Source organism: Amorphus coralli DSM 19760 (assembly GCF_000374525.1).
Classification (GTDB): Bacteria; Pseudomonadota; Alphaproteobacteria; order Rhizobiales; family Amorphaceae; genus Amorphus; species Amorphus coralli.
In genome coordinates this window covers 719187-735372 of the sequence record NZ_KB894570.1, presented here as the reverse complement: position 1 = coordinate 735372, position 16186 = coordinate 719187, and the positions used below count along the sequence as shown (strand labels likewise).

Here is a 16186-nt window from a genome sequence, read left to right as displayed (position 1 = left end):
GTTGAGACGGCGGAGTTTTCAGGCGTGACCGGGACGGGCGGGGAGAGAACGGAAATGGCGCAGTCACCTGCAATCATGGTGCAGGGCACCGGGTCGAACGTCGGCAAGTCGCTGGTCGTTGCCGGCCTCTGCCGCCTGTTTGCAAACCGCGGCCTCGCGGTCCGTCCTTTCAAGCCGCAGAACATGTCGAACAATGCCGCCGCCACGCTCGACGGGGGCGAGATCGGGCGGGCCCAGGCGCTGCAGGCGCGCGCCGCTCGGGTGGAGACGTCCGTTCATTTCAACCCGGTGCTCCTGAAGCCGGAGACCGACATAGGCGCCCAGGTGATCGTTCAGGGCCGGCGCTTCGCGACGTCGAAGGCCCGGGCCTACCAGTCACTGCGCTCGAGCCTTCTGCCGATGGTGCTGGAGAGCTTCGAACGCGTTTCCGGGGCGGCCGACCTTGTGGTCGTGGAAGGCGCCGGCAGCCCGGCGGAGACCAATTTGCGCGCCGGCGACATCGCCAACATGGGCTTTGCCGAAGCCGCGGACGTGCCTGTCGTGCTCGTCGCCGATATCGACCGCGGCGGGGTCATCGCCAACCTCGTCGGGACCCATGTCGTGCTGCCGCCACGCGAGCGGGAGCGGATAAAGGGATTCATTATCAATCGCTTCCGAGGCGATGTTTCGTTGTTCGACGAAGGCATGGCCGAGATCGCCCGGCGCACCGGCTGGGCACCGCTCGGCGTGATTCCCTGGTTTGGCCGCGCCGGTGCGCTGCCTGCCGAGGACGCCCTCGATCTCGACCGCGCTGCAGCGCGGACCGGCTCGCTGAAAATCGTCGTGCCGCGGCTGCCGCGCATCGCCAATTTCGACGATCTCGATCCGCTGGCGGAAGAGCCGGACGTCTCGGTTCGCCTTCTGGAGTCCGGAGAGGCGGTGCCTGGCGACACGGACGTGGTGATCCTCACCGGCTCGAAATCGACCATCGCCGACCTCGCCGCCCTCAGGGCAGCCGGTTGGGACGTCGATATCGCCGCCCACGTCCGCCGTGGCGGGCGGGTGGTCGGGCTGTGCGGGGGCTACCAGATGCTCGGCCGCACCATCGCCGATCCCGAGGGCATCGAGGGCACGGCCGGTCGTGTCGAGGGGCTGGGCCTGCTCGATATCGAGACGGTGCTGGAAGGCGACAAGACCACGCGGGTGGTGCGGGGCGCGCATGCGGAAAGCGGAGCGGCGGTCGCCGGCTACGAAATTCACATGGGCCGGACCACCGGCACCGACTGCGCACGCCCCTTCCTCCGCATCGAAGGGGCGCCCGAAGGTGCGGTCTCGGCCGATGGGCGGGTCGCCGGCACCTACGTGCACGGGCTCTTCACCGACGATGCCTTCCGTGCAGCCTTCCTGCGGGCGCATGGCACACAGAGCGACCTGTCCTACGACGCGACCGTCGATGCCGTTCTGGACGGGCTCGCGGTGCACATCGAGCGGGCTATCGATGCAGATGCGCTCCTGGCCATTGCCAGGGGAGGTCAGACGAGCACGGCGAGCGCTCCGTAGAGCGTAGCCTGCAGGACGCAGACTGTCACGAATAGCCGCAGCGCCCTTTCGATGTCCCGGGCATCGGCATGGCGGCGGCCCTCCGGGTTCAGGAACGGATCGTCGACGGTGCCGCTGGCATAGGCGCGGGGTCCTGCCAGCGCGATCCCGAGCGCACCGGCGGTCGCGGCCTCCGGCCAGCCGGCGTTTGGCGAGCGGTGGAGGCGGGCATCCCGGCCCATGGTCGCGAGGGCCGTGCCGATCCGCCCCCCGGCGACCGGGGCGGCCAGCGCGAACAGGAGACCGCACAGCCGGGCCGGTACCAGGTTGACCAGGTCGTCCAGCCGGGCCGCGGCCCAGCCAAACGCTTCGTGCCGGGGCGAGCGGTGTCCGATCATGGAATCAGCGGTGTTGATCGCCTTGTAGGCAACGAGACCCGGCAGGCCGAACAGCGCGAACCAGAAAGCCGGGGCCACCACGCCGTCGGAGGCGTTTTCGGCCGTCGATTCGATGGCTGCGCGGGCGATGCCGGAGCCGTCGAGCCGGGCCGGGTCGCGTCCGACGATCAGGGACACCGCCTTCCGCGCTTGGTGTATGTCGCCGGCCGCCAAAGCCTGGCCGATGGGAGCGACGTGCTCATAGAGGCTGCGCTGGGCGATCAGGACGGAAGCCACGGCAGCGGTCAGCACCCAGCCGAACGGCAGGGCCATCAGGAGCGCCTCGACGAGCCAGCCCGCCATGAAGGTGGCTGCGACGAGGATCGTGACCGTGGCAAGCCCGAGAAGCCGTCGGGCCGTGTCCGGCAGGCCCTCACGGTTGAGACCGTGGTCGAGCACATCGATCAGCCGGCCGATAACGACGACAGGGTGCGGGGCGCGACGCCAAAGCCGGTCCGGTTCCCCGACGAGAGCGTCGAAGGCGAGCGCCACGACGAGGATCACAAGGGTTATTTGATCGAGGAACATGGCGTGTCGGCTGTCCGCTTGGCCGCTTGCTGCAAGCGTTCCTTGTCCGGCGGCATGGGCGCCGGTGCAAGAGGGGCGGGCGTGATCCTGGGCCCTGAAACGACGAAGCCCCGGCCGGGGCCGGGGCTTCGCGCAATCCGCTGGAGAGGGGCGGGCCCTCTCCGGTGCGATCGATCAGACCGAGTAGTAGAGGTCGAACTCGACCGGGTGCGGCGTGTGCTCGTACCGGATGACCTCTTCCATCTTCAACTCGATGTAGGCGTCGATCTGGTCGTCGTCCATGACGCCGCCGGCCTTCAGGAAGTCGCGGTCGGCATCGAGAGACTCCAGCGCCTCGCGCAGGCTCGCGCAGACGGTCGGGATTTCCTTCAGCTCCTCCGGCGGCAGGTCGTAGAGGTTCTTGTCCATCGGGTCGCCCGGATGGATCTTGTTCTTGATGCCGTCCAGGCCGGCCATCAGCATCGCCGCGTAGGCGAGGTACGGGTTGGCCGTCGGATCCGGGAAGCGGACCTCGATGCGCTTCGACTTCGGAGAGGTGCCGAACGGAATGCGGCAGGACGCCGAGCGGTTGCGCGCGGAGTAGGCCAGCAGCACCGGCGCCTCATAGCCCGGGACCAGACGCTTGTAGGAGTTGGTCGACGGGTTGGTGAAGGCGTTGAGGGCCTTGGCGTGCTTCAGGATGCCGCCGATGTAGAACAGGCACTCTTCCGAGAGGTCGGCATAGAGATTGCCGGCGAAGACCGGCTTGCCGTCCTTCCAGATCGACTGATGGCAGTGCATGCCCGTGCCGTTGTCGCCGAACACCGGCTTCGGCATGAAGGTCGCCGACTTGCCGTAGGCGTTGGCGACCTGATGCACCACGTACTTGTAGATCTGCATGTGGTCGGCAACGAGGGTCATCGGTGCGAATTTCAGGCCGAGCTCGTGCTGCGCCGCGGCCACCTCGTGGTGGTGCTTCTCGACGGACACGCCCATCTCGGCCATGACCGACAGCATCTCCGAGCGCATGTCCTGCGCGGAGTCGATCGGCGGCACTGGGAAGTAGCCGCCCTTGGTGCGCGGACGGTGGCCCAGGTTTCCGGTCTCGTACTCGGTGCCCATGTTGGAGGGCAGCTCGATGGAATCGATCTGGAAGCCGGTGTCGTAGGGATCGGTGGCGAACCGGACGTCGTCGAACACGAAGAACTCGGCTTCCGGGCCGAAGAACACGCTGTCGCCGATGCCGAGCGTCTTCACGTAAGCCTCGGCCTTCTTGGCCGTGGTGCGCGGATCGCGGTTGTAGGCCTCGCCGGTGGTCGGCTCGAGAATGTCGCAGACGATGGCCATCGTGGTCTGCGCGAAGAACGGATCGACGTGGGCCGTCTCCGGATCGGGCATCAGGACCATGTCGGACTCGTTGATCGCCTTCCAGCCCGCGATCGACGAGCCGTCAAACATCACGCCGTCGGCGAACATGTCTTCGTCGACCATCGACACATCCATCGTGACGTGCTGCAGCTTGCCGCGCGGATCAGAAAAGCGCAGGTCAAGGAACTTGACGTCTTTGTCCTTGATCGTCTGCAGAACGTCTTGGGCTGTGCTCATGAAAACCATCCTTAGATTTTTGGGATTTCAACCCGGATAAACGAAATTGGGAGGTCAGGCGGCCGAGCGGGCTCGGCTTCCTCAGATCGCGTCGATACCGGTTTCACCGGTCCGGATGCGGATCGCATCCTCGACGTTGGAGACGAAGATCTTGCCGTCGCCGATCCGGCCGGTCTGGGCCGCGTTTCGAATGGCGTCGACAGCCTTGTCGACCAGCTCGTCGGCCAGCACGATCTCGACCTTCACCTTGGGAAGAAAGTCGACCACGTACTCGGCTCCCCGATAAAGCTCGGTGTGGCCTTTCTGGCGTCCGAAACCCTTGGCTTCGGTCACCGTGATACCCTGAAGGCCGACCTCCTGGAGCGCCTCCTTCACCTCATCGAGCTTGAAGGGCTTGATGATCGCCTCAATCTTCTTCATCGCCTCCCTTTCCGCGGCTCCAAATCAAACCGGCCTCTGCCGATCCACGGTCGCTATAGCACGGGGCGTGCCATGTGGATCGTCAGCGTGGGTTCAACCGGGCTCCGCTGGGGTAAAAACATGCAGGATCCGCGCAAAACCGGGAACGTCCGAGAGCCGGGCGTCCGAAGCGATTGGCGGTTCGCCATTTTGTTCGCATGCCGTGCAATCCTCGTCCATAGCACCTCGCGCAGAAGCCTTGAGGATGGCTAAGGAGTAATCATCTTGCACGCAAAATGTGCAAAATTCCGTTCCGTCGGCGCGTATAAACGGCAGACATCGACGGAGGGCGCCGCATGATCGAGCTTCTGACACCGGACGAAATGGGCAGGGCCGATGCCGCGACGATTGCGTCCGGCACGCCGGGATTCGTTCTCATGGACCGGGCCGGCCGCGCCGTCGCAGACGCGGTCATGGCTCGCCACAAGCGGGGCGCGGATGTGCTGGTGATCGCCGGGCCCGGCAACAACGGCGGTGACGGGTTCGTGGCCGCCTCCGTCCTGGCGCGCGCTGGTTACCGGGTGCGGGTGATGCTTCTGGGCGAGGCGGACCGGTTGACGGGCGATGCGGCCACGGCTGCCGCTTCGTGGGGCGGCAGGATCGAACCCGCCGACCCGTTTATCGTCGCCGGCGACGTCATCGTCGATGCGCTGTTCGGAGCAGGGCTTGCCCGCGCCATCGAGGGACGGGCGGCGGAGCTCGTGGAGGCCATCACCGATTCTGGTGCCGATGTCATCGCGGTTGATCTTCCGAGCGGCGTCTCGGGACGCACCGGCCAGGTGCTTGGCACGGCCGTCGAGGCCGATGCGACCGTCACCTTCTTCCGGCTGAAGCCCGGCCACCTGCTTTTGCCGGGGCGCCTGCACTGCGGCGCCGTGGGTGTCGCCGATATCGGCATTCCGGCCGACACGCTTCGCGGAATCGCTCCGGCCGCTTTCCGCAACGCCCCCGCGCTCTGGACCGATCACTGGCGTGCCCCGGCCGTGGAGGACCACAAATACGCCCGCGGCCATGCCATCGTGGTGTCCGGGCCGATGGCGCAGACCGGCGCGGCGCGGCTCGCAGCCGGGGCCGCGCTCCGCGCCGGGGCGGGGCTGGTCACGGTCGCCTCGCCCGGCAATGCCCTCGCGGTCAATGCCGCCCACCTCACGGCGGTCATGGTGCGCAAGGTCGATGGAGCGGACGGGCTCTCGGACTTTCTCGCCGACGCGCGTCTCAACGCCGTTCTCATCGGACCCGGAGCCGGCGTCGGCGCCGAGACCGCCCGGTCGGTCGAGGCGATTCTCGACGGGGAGCGCGCCGCCGTTCTCGATGCCGACGCCTTGACCAGCTTCGAGGGAGAAGCGGACGCGCTGTTCCGTGTCATCCGCGCCCGACCGAACCGGCCAGTGGTGCTGACGCCGCACGAGGGCGAATTTGCAAGGCTGTTCTCCGATCTGGCGGTCGACGCCGCCGATGCGAGCCCCGACACGGCCTCGAAAGTCGATCGGGCGCGCCAGGCGGCGCAACGCAGCGGCGCCGTGGTGCTCCTGAAGGGGCCAGACACGGTCGTCGCCGCTCCCGACGGCCGCGCGGCCATTTCCGACAACGCACCGGCCTGGCTCGCCACTGCCGGCTCGGGTGACGTTCTTGCGGGTATCGTCACGGCGCTCCTGGCGCAGCGCATTCCGCCGTTCGAGGCGGCCGCAATGGCCGACTGGATGCACGGCGAGGCGGGCACCGCGGCCGGCCCGGGACTGATCTCGGAAGATCTCGCCCCGGCGCTGAAGGCCGTCATCGCGCGGCTGGTGGAGGCCGTCAGCTAGGGGGGAGCTCGGCGTTCGCCACGCCCCTGGGAATGCCGTCAGCAGGCTTTCAGATTTCCGCCGGGCTTCATGCGGTAGACGGCATAGGTGTCCATCGCGGCGAGCACCCCCGCCCAGTCCAGGAGATCCTCCTTCTGAAGGCGCGTCACAAGCCGGTTCATGGCCCGGCTGTCGACCACGAAATATTGCGGCCGGCCGGCGGCGGAGACGCCGTTGACCATGGCGTTCTGCTCGCAGTCCAGCCCGAACGGGATCTTGGCAGCATACTTGCCGCGGTAGTGATAGAGCGAGCTGCCGACCCGGTCCGCCCAGACGATGGCGCCGGGGGCGAGGATCTCGGCCGGTGGCATGATGGAGTAGGGCCGATAGGGGAGGTGCGCCACCTGCAGGGCCGCCATAATCAGCACTACCGCCGCGACGCTTCCGGTACGCAAGAACGTGAAGGCCCGGCCGCCGTTGATTTCCACCAGCACGAACGCGCACAGGGCGAGGCAGAAGAAAGCGCTGGGCACAAGGTAGTATGAGGCGGTCACCTCGTGGGTGACGAAAAAACCGATGGAGACGAGGAATGGGAGGCCGCCGCCGATGGTCGCGGCCGCCATCCTGCGGCGGGCCTCGCCCTTCAGGTCGCCGAGGGAGAGCCAGGCGGCCATGACCAGGGCGGCCAGGGCAACGATGGTGAGGGGCCACGCCGGCGTTTCGGCGAAATAGTAGAGCAAGTGACCGGCGATCAAGGCGGGGTCGAGGCTCGCTCCGGCCGAATCAGCCGCCCCGTAAGTGGTGTCGAACAGGCCCCCTGCGTTGATGCGATTGGCGGCCAGGAGCGGTATCAACCCGATCGCAAAGGTGACCAGTCCCGACAGGGTGAAGGCGAGGAAACCGCTCAACCGGCCGCGCTGCCAGGGGGCGACCTGTACGACGATGAACGCGGCCAGTCCGGCCAGGAGGAACAGGTTGGGGATTCGGACGGCGACGAGCAGCGCGGACAGCAGCCCAAGCAGGGCGCCGGCCCACCATCTTGGCGGGCGGCCGATCGGCAGACCGGCGAGAACCAGAACGACCGCAACCGCCGTGAGCCCGAGCGTCGCCGGCGCGGAATAGCTGACCATCAGCGCGGAATGGTTGATGACCAGCGCCGAGACGAAAAGGCTGCCGACAACGCTGGCGGTGAGGGCGAGGGAAGGAGCGGCAGCGGCCGCATAGAGCCCGAAACACAGGACGAGCAACGAGAAGGCGGCCACGTAGAGCAGGTCCACCTGCCTGTCTGCCGGCAGTAGCGACAGGAGAAAGCCGGTGCCGGGCGGGTACTGCAATATCACCCGTTCGCTTTTCGGCTCGTAGTGATGGCAGTGCGGGGCCGTCATCTCCGCGTAGCTGCGCGGCGAGACCCCCACGGACGGCGCGAGCGCCAGAAGAAAGGCGCCTTCCTCGTCCACTATCTGTGTGTCGAGGCCGTCGATGTAGCCCTTTTCCCGGAACAGCTCCGCCTGGCGCTGATACCCGAACGGATCGCAGCCAAAGGCGTAGTCCGTCACGGCAGGCTCCTGGAAGCCACGATAGACCAGGGCCAAGCAGACAAGGACGGCCGCAAGACTGATTTTGGTGAGGGTCGAGCGCGACATGGGTCATCCGGAAGTGCGCTGCGGGCAAGCGGAGTGCGTTCCCCCACTACGCCTGTCGGCGGTGGGCGAGGGAGCCTCCTTGAAGCGCAGCGTGTGTCGCCGAGACAACCCCCATCATCAACTGGGCTAGCAAAAGCTGTCGGGAACGTGATCGCAGGCGCTCTTGCGGGCATGTTTCAGTGGCCCGGGAATTGCCGTCCACAACAAAGCCTGTCGCCAATCGTGGAAATCTGTGCCAGAAGCGGGGCAAACCGGCATCGGTTGAGCCCCGTAGCGCGGCTCGCGGGCGTGGTGGAATTGGTAGACACGCCAGGTTTAGGTCCTGGTGGCGTAAGCCGTGGGGGTTCAAATCCCTCCGCCCGCACCAGTGAGCGTTCGGTGGCGCCCTTGCAAACGGGCCGGGGCATCTCTTATTTCACCCGCTGAGGATCGCAGCGTGCCGGCCGCGGTCGGAAGCCGTTCACCTCGAAGATTCCACGACTGGAAGCGAAGAAGAATAGCATGCAGGTCACCGAAACGCTGTCTGACGGATTGAAACGCGAGCTCGAAGTCGTCGTCCCCGCCACCACGCTGGACGAGCGCCTCGACGCCTATCTGGCAGACATGAAGGACAACGTGCGGCTCAACGGCTTCCGGCCGGGCAAGGTGCCCCTTGCGCATCTGAAGAAGATGTATGGCAAGCGCGCCATGAGCGAGATCGTTGGTGACGTGCTCAACGAATCCGTCCAGCAGGCCCTTTCCGATCGCGAGGAGCGCCCCGCCACCCAGCCGGAGATCGATCTGGCCGGCGAAGTCACGATGGAGCAGGTGGTCGAGGGCAACTCTGACCTCGCCTTCAAGGTGGCCTACGAGATCCTTCCGGAAATCGAGGTTGGCGGCTTCGACAAGATCAAGATCGAGAAGCCGGTTGCCGAGGTGACCGACGAGGAAGTCGACGAAGAGGTCCGCAAGCTTGCCGAGCGCAGCCGCGCCTTCGATACGAAGGATGGCGCTGCGGAAGACGGCGACCGGGTGAAACTCTCCTTCGTCGGCAAGATCGACGGCGAGCCCTTCGAGGGCGGTACCGCCGAGGATGTCGACGTGATCATCGGCGAGGGCCAGTTCATTCCGGGCTTCGAGGAGCAGCTCGTCGGCGTGAAGGCCGGCGATGAGAAAGAGATCTCGCTTTCCTTCCCGGACGATTATCCGCATGAGCCGCTGGCCGGTAAGGCCGCGACCTTCGACACCAACATCGTCGAAGTCGCGGGCCCGGCCGAGGTGACCGTGGACGATGCCTTCGCCGAGCGCGTCGGCCTGGAGTCGCTTGAAAAGCTGCGCGAGGCCGTGCGCAACCAGATGGAAACCGCCTTCGCCGGCGCCAGCCGTGAGCGGGCCAAGCGCGCCCTGCTTGACGCTCTGGACGAGGACTACAAGTTCGACGTTCCTCAGAAGCTGGTCACGGGCGAGTTCGAGGCCATCTGGCAGCAGGAAAGCCGCGAGCGCGAGCAGTCCGGTCGCTCCTTCGAGGACGACGACACGACCGAGGAGGCCGTGCGCGAAGATTACCAGAAGATCGCCGAGCGTCGCGTGCGCCTGGGGCTTCTGCTCTCCAAGGTCGGCGAAAGCGCCGAGGTCGAGGTGACCGAAGAGGAGGTCCAGCGGGCCCTGATCCAGCGTGTCCGCCAGTTCCCCGGCCAGGAGCAGCAGGCCTACGAGTACTTCTCCAAGACGCCGGAAGCCCTGGCGAGCGTGCGGGCGCCGATCTACGAAGACAAGGTCGTGGACTACCTCCTGGAGCTCGTCACGGTGACCGAGAAGACGGTGCCGCGCGAGGAACTGATGGCTGATCCGGACGGTCATGATCACGACCATGACCACGATCACGATCACGACCACGCGCACTAGGCGCTTCTGAGCGCCGCCCGACCGGTCGATCGAACCAGCGGAAAGGGCGGCCCGTCCCGATGGGCGGCCCTCTCCGGAGAACCAAGTGAGCGGCGGGCGATGGCGCACAGGCGCTTTTCCGCCGCCACCGACGTCAAGCGCCGGGCCCCGGCGCCTCCCTCGAAGCGGGACTGAGAATGAAAGATCCGGTTGACTTCTACATGAGCTCGCTCGTGCCTATGGTGGTCGAGCAGACCAACCGGGGCGAGCGCGCCTACGACATCTTTTCGCGTCTCCTGAAGGAGCGCATCATCTTCATCACGGGTCCGATCGAGGACGGCGTGGCGTCGATCGCCTGTGCGCAGCTTCTGTTCCTTGAGTCGGAAAACCCGAACAAGGAAATCTCGCTGTACATCAACTCGCCCGGCGGCATCGTCACCTCCGGCCTGGCGATCTATGACACGATGCAGTTCATCCGTCCGAAGATCTCCACGCTGTGCATCGGTCAGTCGGCATCCATGGGCTCGCTGCTTCTGGCGGCCGGCGACAAGGACCTGCGATTCTCGCTGCCGAATGCCCGTATCATGGTGCATCAGCCTTCCGGCGGCTTTCGCGGCACGGCGAGCGATATCGAGCTTCACGCTCAGGAAATCCTGAAACTGAAGCGCCGGCTCAATGAGATCTACGTGAAGCACACCGGCCGGGCCCTCGATCAGATCGAGGAGGCGCTGGAGCGCGACAACTTCATGACCCCGGAGATGGCGAAGGAATTCGGCCTTCTGGATCAGGTCATTAGCAGCCGCGCTGCCATCGAGGAATAAGGGCGGCGCGCGCTCGATAGGGCGCGCGTCCTCCCGCCTGTCCGATGGACAGGCTGGCGCCAGCCGCCCGTCTTAAGGGTTTGGAAGGCTGGGGCGGGTTGATTTGGCGACAGGCACCGTGATTGCATGATCAATCGCGGTTCGGCGCGAATCTGAAGTTGAACTTCGGCCTGCGATGCTGTGCGATGGCAGCGGGGGGTGAAGCGCCGCCGGCAGGATGCGGCGGTTGGCGGACACAAGAGGTTACTGGATGAGCAAGGTCAGCGGCGGTAGCGACAGCAAGAACACCCTCTACTGCTCTTTCTGCGGCAAGAGCCAGCATGAGGTTCGCAAGCTGATCGCGGGACCGACTGTGTTCATCTGCGACGAGTGCGTCGAGCTGTGCATGGACATCATCCGCGAGGAGAACAAGTCCTCGCTGGTGAAGTCGCGCGACGGGATCCCGACTCCCTCGGAGATCCAGAAGGTGCTCGACGATTATGTGATTGGCCAGCCGAGCGCCAAGAAGGTGCTGTCGGTCGCGGTGCACAATCACTACAAGCGGCTGAATCACGCCTCGAAGAACAACGACGTCGAGCTGTCGAAGTCGAACATCCTGCTGATCGGCCCGACCGGTTGCGGCAAGACGCTGCTCGCGCAGACGCTCGCCCGTATCCTCGACGTGCCGTTCACGATGGCCGACGCCACGACGCTGACGGAAGCCGGTTATGTCGGCGAGGATGTCGAGAACATCATCCTGAAGCTGCTGCAGGCCGCCGACTACAATGTCGAGCGTGCCCAGCGCGGCATCGTCTACATCGACGAAGTCGACAAGATCAGCCGCAAGTCGGACAACCCCTCCATCACCCGCGACGTGTCGGGCGAGGGCGTCCAGCAGGCGCTTCTGAAGATCATGGAAGGCACGGTCGCCAGCGTTCCGCCGCAGGGCGGCCGCAAGCACCCGCAGCAGGAATTCCTGCAGGTGGACACGACCAACATCCTGTTCATCTGCGGCGGTGCCTTCGCCGGTTTGGAGAAGATCATCTCCGATCGCGGCCGCACCACCTCAATCGGCTTCGCAGCGCAGGTGATGGCGCCGGAGGATCGCAAGACCGGCGAGCTGTTCCACTCCGTCGAGCCGGAAGACCTGCTCAAGTTCGGCCTGATCCCCGAGTTCGTCGGCCGTTTGCCGGTGATCGCGACGCTGGAGGATCTCGACGAGCCCGCGCTGGTTCAGATCCTGGCCGAACCGAAGAATGCGCTGTCCAAGCAGTATGGTCGCCTGTTCGAGATGGAGGGCGTCGAGCTGACCTTCCATGAGGATGCGCTCGCCGCCATCGCGCGGCGCGCCATCGAACGCAAGACCGGCGCCCGCGGCCTGCGCTCCATCATGGAAGAGATCCTTCTCGACACCATGTACGAGCTGCCGGGCCTGGAAGGCGTGCGCGAGGTCGTGATCTCGCAGGAGGTCGTGGAGGGCAAGGCCCGTCCGCTCTACATCTACGCGGACCGGGCCGAGACTTCGCTGACCTCCGCCTGAGGCTGACATCGCAGGACTTCCATGCGGGCCCGACCTCCCAGGAGGCGGGCCCGTTTTGTTTCGGGCGCCGATGGAGCGGTCGCCGCGGCGCGGCCTCGGCAGCTCCGCGCCTTGAAACAGGCAGTCCGTGGTTCCACTTATTGGGAAACCCCTGCGGTGGCCGGGGCAAGGCGCACGCCAGCCTGGGTGCGTATCTTGCGGGCAGGCAGTGGGGCGCTCCGTCCACAAGGAGCGGTCCCTGCCGAGAAAAGCCGCAGCACCGTGGCCCGACTCGTGCATTATCCGGCTGTGAGGCATGGCGAGTTCGGCTTCGGGATCGATCTGACGGTGGACAGTCCCGTCCTCCGGTTCGATCACCGCACAGAGTCAGAGTGCCGGTTCGGCGGAAACACGCTGCCCCGTTTCCGTGCGAGGCCCTCTCTTGAAAGGACGGATGCATGAGCAGCATTGAGGAACAGGGAACCCGGCAGGGATCCGAGGACGCGGTCTATCCGGTCCTGCCGCTGCGCGACATCGTCGTGTTCCCCCACATGATCGTGCCGCTCTTCGTGGGCCGGGAGAAATCCATCCGGGCCCTGGAAGAGGTGATGCGCGAGGACAGCCAGATCCTGCTCGCGACCCAGAAGGAAGCCGGTGACGACGATCCGGCTCCGGAGTCGATCTTCGACGTGGGCACGTTGGCGACGGTGCTGCAGCTCCTGAAGCTCCCCGATGGCACCGTGAAGGTGCTGGTCGAGGGCTCGGCGCGCGCCAATCTCGTGCGCTTCACCGACCGCGAGGGCTTCTTCGAGGCCGAGGCGGAGGTGATCGAGGAACTGATCCCCGACGAGGTCGAGGCGCAGGCGCTCGCCCGTTCGGTGGTCAGCGAGTTCGAGAACTACGTCAAGCTGAACAAGAAGGTGTCGCCCGAGGTGATCGGGGCGGTGTCCCAGATCGAGGACTACGCCAAGCTCGCCGACACGGTCGCCTCGCATCTCGCGGTGAAGATCCCCGAGAAGCAGGAGATCCTGGGCATCGCCTCGGTGAGTGAGCGCCTTGAGAAGGTGCTCGGCCTGATGGAGAGCGAGATCTCGGTTCTCCAGGTCGAGAAGCGCATCCGCTCGCGCGTCAAGCGCCAGATGGAGAAGACCCAGCGCGAGTATTATCTGAACGAGCAGATGCGCGCGATCCAGAAGGAGCTGGGTGACAGCGAGGACGGCAAGGACGAGCTGGCCGAGCTGGAAGAGCGGATCAAGAAGACCAAGCTCTCCAAGGAAGCCAGCGAAAAGGCCAATGCCGAGCTGAAGAAGCTCAAGCAGATGAGCCCGATGTCGGCCGAAGCCACCGTCATCCGCAACTATCTGGACTGGATCCTGGGCCTGCCGTGGAAGCAGCGCTCGCGCGTGAAGCACGACCTGCGCAATGCGGAGAACGTGCTCGAGACCGATCACTACGGTCTGGAGAAGGTCAAGGAGCGGATCATCGAGTATCTCGCGGTGCAGAGCCGCGCGAACAAGCTCAAGGGTCCGATCCTGTGCCTCGTCGGCCCGCCCGGCGTCGGCAAGACCTCGCTTGGCAAGTCCATCGCCAAGGCGACGGGCCGCGAGTTCGTGCGCATGTCGCTGGGCGGCGTCCGGGACGAGTCAGAGATCCGTGGTCACCGGCGCACCTACATCGGCTCGATGCCCGGCAAGGTCATCCAGTCGATGAAGAAGGCGAAGAAGTCCAACCCGCTCTTCCTGCTCGACGAGATCGACAAGATGGGCATGGACTTCCGCGGCGACCCGTCGTCGGCCCTGCTTGAGGTGCTGGATCCGGAGCAGAACTCGTCGTTCATGGATCACTATCTGGAGGTCGAATACGACCTGTCGGACGTGATGTTCATCACCACGGCGAATACGCTCAACATCCCGGGCCCGCTGATGGACCGGATGGAGATCATCCGGATCGCCGGCTACACCGAAGACGAGAAGGTCGAGATCGCCAAGCGGCACCTGATGCCCAAGGCCATCCGGGACCACGGCCTGAAGGACGGTGAGTTCTACGTCGAGGACGATGCGCTGCGCACGGTGATCCGCCGCTACACGCGGGAAGCCGGCGTCCGCAATCTCGAGCGCGAGCTGGCCACGCTGGCCCGCAAGGTGGTCAAGGAGCTGGTGCTCGCTAACGGCGAGAAGACCAGCGTCACGATCAACGACGAGATCCTCGAGGACTATCTCGGCGTGCCGCGCTTCCGCTACGGCGAGGCCGAGCTGGAGGATGCCGTTGGTGTCACCACCGGGCTGGCCTGGACCGAGGTCGGTGGCGAGCTCCTGACCATCGAAGGCGTGATGATGCCCGGCAAGGGCAAGATGACCGTCACCGGCAACCTGCGGGACGTGATGAAGGAATCGATCTCCGCGGCGGCGTCCTACGTGCGCTCGCGGGCCGTCGATTTCGGCATCGAACCGCCGATGTTCGACAAGCGCGACATCCACGTCCACGTTCCGGAGGGGGCGACCCCGAAGGACGGTCCCTCGGCGGGTATCGCCATGGCGACCGCGGTCGTTTCCGTCATGACCGGCATTGCGGTGCGCCGCGACGTCGCCATGACCGGCGAGATCACGCTGCGCGGCCGGGTCTTGCCCATCGGCGGGTTGAAGGAGAAGCTCCTGGCGGCGCTCCGCGGCGGCATCAAGACGGTGCTGATCCCGGAGGAGAACGCCAAGGATCTGGCCGACATCCCGGATACGGTGAAGAACCGGCTGGAAATCGTTCCGGTCTCGCGCATGGACGAGGTGCTTGCCCGCGCCCTGGTGCGCAAGCCCGAGCCGATCGAGTGGGACGAGAAGGCCCACGCGAACGATCCGGTGGCCGTGGCCGAGGATGACAGCGCCACCATGCGGGCCCACTAGTCCGCTGAGGCGCGGCCGGACGGGAGAAGCTTGCCGTCCGGACGGCGGTGAATCGGAACGGAGTACCCAAAAGGCGCCGTTATCGATTCTCGACACCGGCCTCTTGCAGCCATCAATCGAGCCCGCGGATTTTCCGCGGGCTCTTTTTTGCCTCAAGGGCCCTCTGAATGTCGGATTTCCGGGAAAAATGGGGAGAATACGGTTGCGCTCGACCATGATTCGCCGCACCAAGGGTGGACGGCTGGGTCGATAATTCGAGTGTGGCTGTCATTGAGGAAAGGGAACGACATGAAGAAAAACGATCTGGTTGCCGAGGTTGCCGAGAAGGCCGAACTGACCAAGCCGGCCGCTCAGAAGGCCGTCGACGCAATGTTCGACACGATCGCGTCCGCCCTGAAGGCCGGTGACGAAGTCCGCATCGTCGGCTTCGGCGTGTTCGCCGTGACCAAGCGTGCTGCCTCCGAGGGTCGTGACCCCCGCACCGGCAACACCATCAAGATTCCTGCCGCCAACGTTCCGAAGTTCCGGGCCGGTAAGCCGCTCAAGGAGCTGGTGAACAGCTGATCCGACAGCGATGCGGCGCATCTCCCGACGGGGGAGGTGACCGCACCGCGCCATCCGCTTTCGCGGTTCGCCGCGGAGGCGGGTGCCACGAGGGGATGCCGCACACGTTCGCGGTGCGGCGCTGAGTTCCCGCAGGCTCCTTAGGGCCTGCCGGACCGCCTCTTGGTCATGATCGTGTGCCCGGCTTGCGGGCGCACTCCGTCCAGGGCCCTGGCCTCCCAGCCGGCGCATGCGGACCGCCGGGCCAAACGCCCCGGCGTATGCCCCGAAAAGGGTCTGGACGCGATCTCTCTGCCCGCTCCGGCCGGACCGTCCCCCAGGCGGGCCTGGCCGGACCGGGGGAGGGCGCAGCCCGGCCATCCCGGCCGAAATCGATTCCTGTCTGCCGAATCCGCACATGACACCGCGATGCCGTAGCGGCGCCGCGGTTGCACTGCGCTATGACCCATCCCGGCCGTGATGCATGCGTGGCCGCAAGCGGCTCAATGCACCAGAAAAGCTCGATGCCTAGAGGATAGTGACCGCTATCTTTTCGGATATATGGCCTCTTCAAAGGCAGTCCGGTCCATCTCCATCGAGCGCAATCCTGTCCT

General features: G+C 65.7%; 11 protein-coding genes and 1 tRNA gene. 8 read left to right on the top strand and 4 right to left on the bottom strand.

The window, feature by feature from the left end; translation table 11 throughout:
* Positions 1-54 precede the first annotated feature (54 nt).
* On the top strand, positions 55-1539 hold the full coding sequence (locus tag C507_RS0103340; protein WP_040400445.1) for a cobyric acid synthase: 1485 nt from the start codon (positions 55-57) through the stop codon (positions 1537-1539).
* Here C507_RS0103340 and cbiB read toward each other — a convergent pair.
* The 3 genes from cbiB to C507_RS0103325 form a co-directional block, all read right to left on the bottom strand.
* Positions 1512-2483, bottom strand: coding sequence for an adenosylcobinamide-phosphate synthase CbiB (cbiB, locus tag C507_RS0103335; RefSeq protein ID WP_018698240.1), 972 nt, complete (start codon positions 2481-2483; stop codon positions 1512-1514). The two genes, C507_RS0103340 and cbiB, sit on opposite strands and share 28 nt — an antisense overlap.
* A gap of 174 nt (positions 2484-2657) precedes the next feature.
* On the bottom strand, positions 2658-4067 hold the full coding sequence (gene glnA / locus C507_RS0103330; protein WP_018698239.1) for a type I glutamate--ammonia ligase: 1410 nt from the start codon (positions 4065-4067) through the stop codon (positions 2658-2660).
* An 81-nt stretch (positions 4068-4148) separates the two neighbouring features.
* Complete coding sequence (locus C507_RS0103325) at positions 4149-4487, bottom strand: P-II family nitrogen regulator (RefSeq protein ID WP_018698238.1); 339 nt, start codon at positions 4485-4487, stop codon at positions 4149-4151.
* A gap of 335 nt (positions 4488-4822) precedes the next feature.
* Here C507_RS0103325 and C507_RS0103320 point away from each other — a divergent pair, with 335 nt between their 5' ends.
* Entirely contained in the window at positions 4823-6331 is a 1509-nt protein-coding gene (locus C507_RS0103320) for a bifunctional ADP-dependent NAD(P)H-hydrate dehydratase/NAD(P)H-hydrate epimerase (RefSeq protein WP_018698237.1), read from the top strand.
* Between the two features lie 38 nt (positions 6332-6369).
* On the opposite strand, the gene C507_RS0103315 is transcribed toward C507_RS0103320, so the two are convergent.
* Positions 6370-7953: a hypothetical protein gene (locus C507_RS0103315; RefSeq protein ID WP_018698236.1), complete on the bottom strand. Its 1584-nt coding sequence runs from the start codon at positions 7951-7953 to the stop codon at positions 6370-6372.
* Positions 7954-8235: 282 nt separating this feature from the next.
* On the opposite strand from C507_RS0103315, the gene C507_RS0103310 reads away from it, so the two are divergent.
* The 6 genes from C507_RS0103310 (at position 8236) to C507_RS0103285 (ending at position 15593) form a co-directional block, all read left to right on the top strand.
* A tRNA-Leu gene (locus tag C507_RS0103310) sits at positions 8236-8320 on the top strand.
* Between the two features lie 134 nt (positions 8321-8454).
* A complete protein-coding gene (tig, locus tag C507_RS0103305) occupies positions 8455-9837 on the top strand; it encodes a trigger factor (protein WP_018698235.1) in 1383 nt (460 codons plus the stop codon).
* Between the two features lie 176 nt (positions 9838-10013).
* Entirely contained in the window at positions 10014-10637 is a 624-nt protein-coding gene (locus tag C507_RS0103300) for an ATP-dependent Clp protease proteolytic subunit (RefSeq protein ID WP_018698234.1), read from the top strand.
* 250 nt (positions 10638-10887) lie between these two features.
* Positions 10888-12156 carry an ATP-dependent Clp protease ATP-binding subunit ClpX gene (gene clpX / locus C507_RS0103295; protein WP_018698233.1) on the top strand — a complete coding sequence of 423 codons (1269 nt, stop codon included), beginning with the start codon at positions 10888-10890 and terminating at the stop codon, positions 12154-12156.
* A gap of 437 nt (positions 12157-12593) precedes the next feature.
* Entirely contained in the window at positions 12594-15029 is a 2436-nt protein-coding gene (lon, locus tag C507_RS0103290) for an endopeptidase La (RefSeq protein ID WP_018698232.1), read from the top strand.
* A 288-nt stretch (positions 15030-15317) separates the two neighbouring features.
* Positions 15318-15593 carry an HU family DNA-binding protein gene (locus C507_RS0103285; protein WP_018698231.1) on the top strand — a complete coding sequence of 92 codons (276 nt, stop codon included), beginning with the start codon at positions 15318-15320 and terminating at the stop codon, positions 15591-15593.
* Positions 15594-16186: the final 593 nt, after the last annotated feature.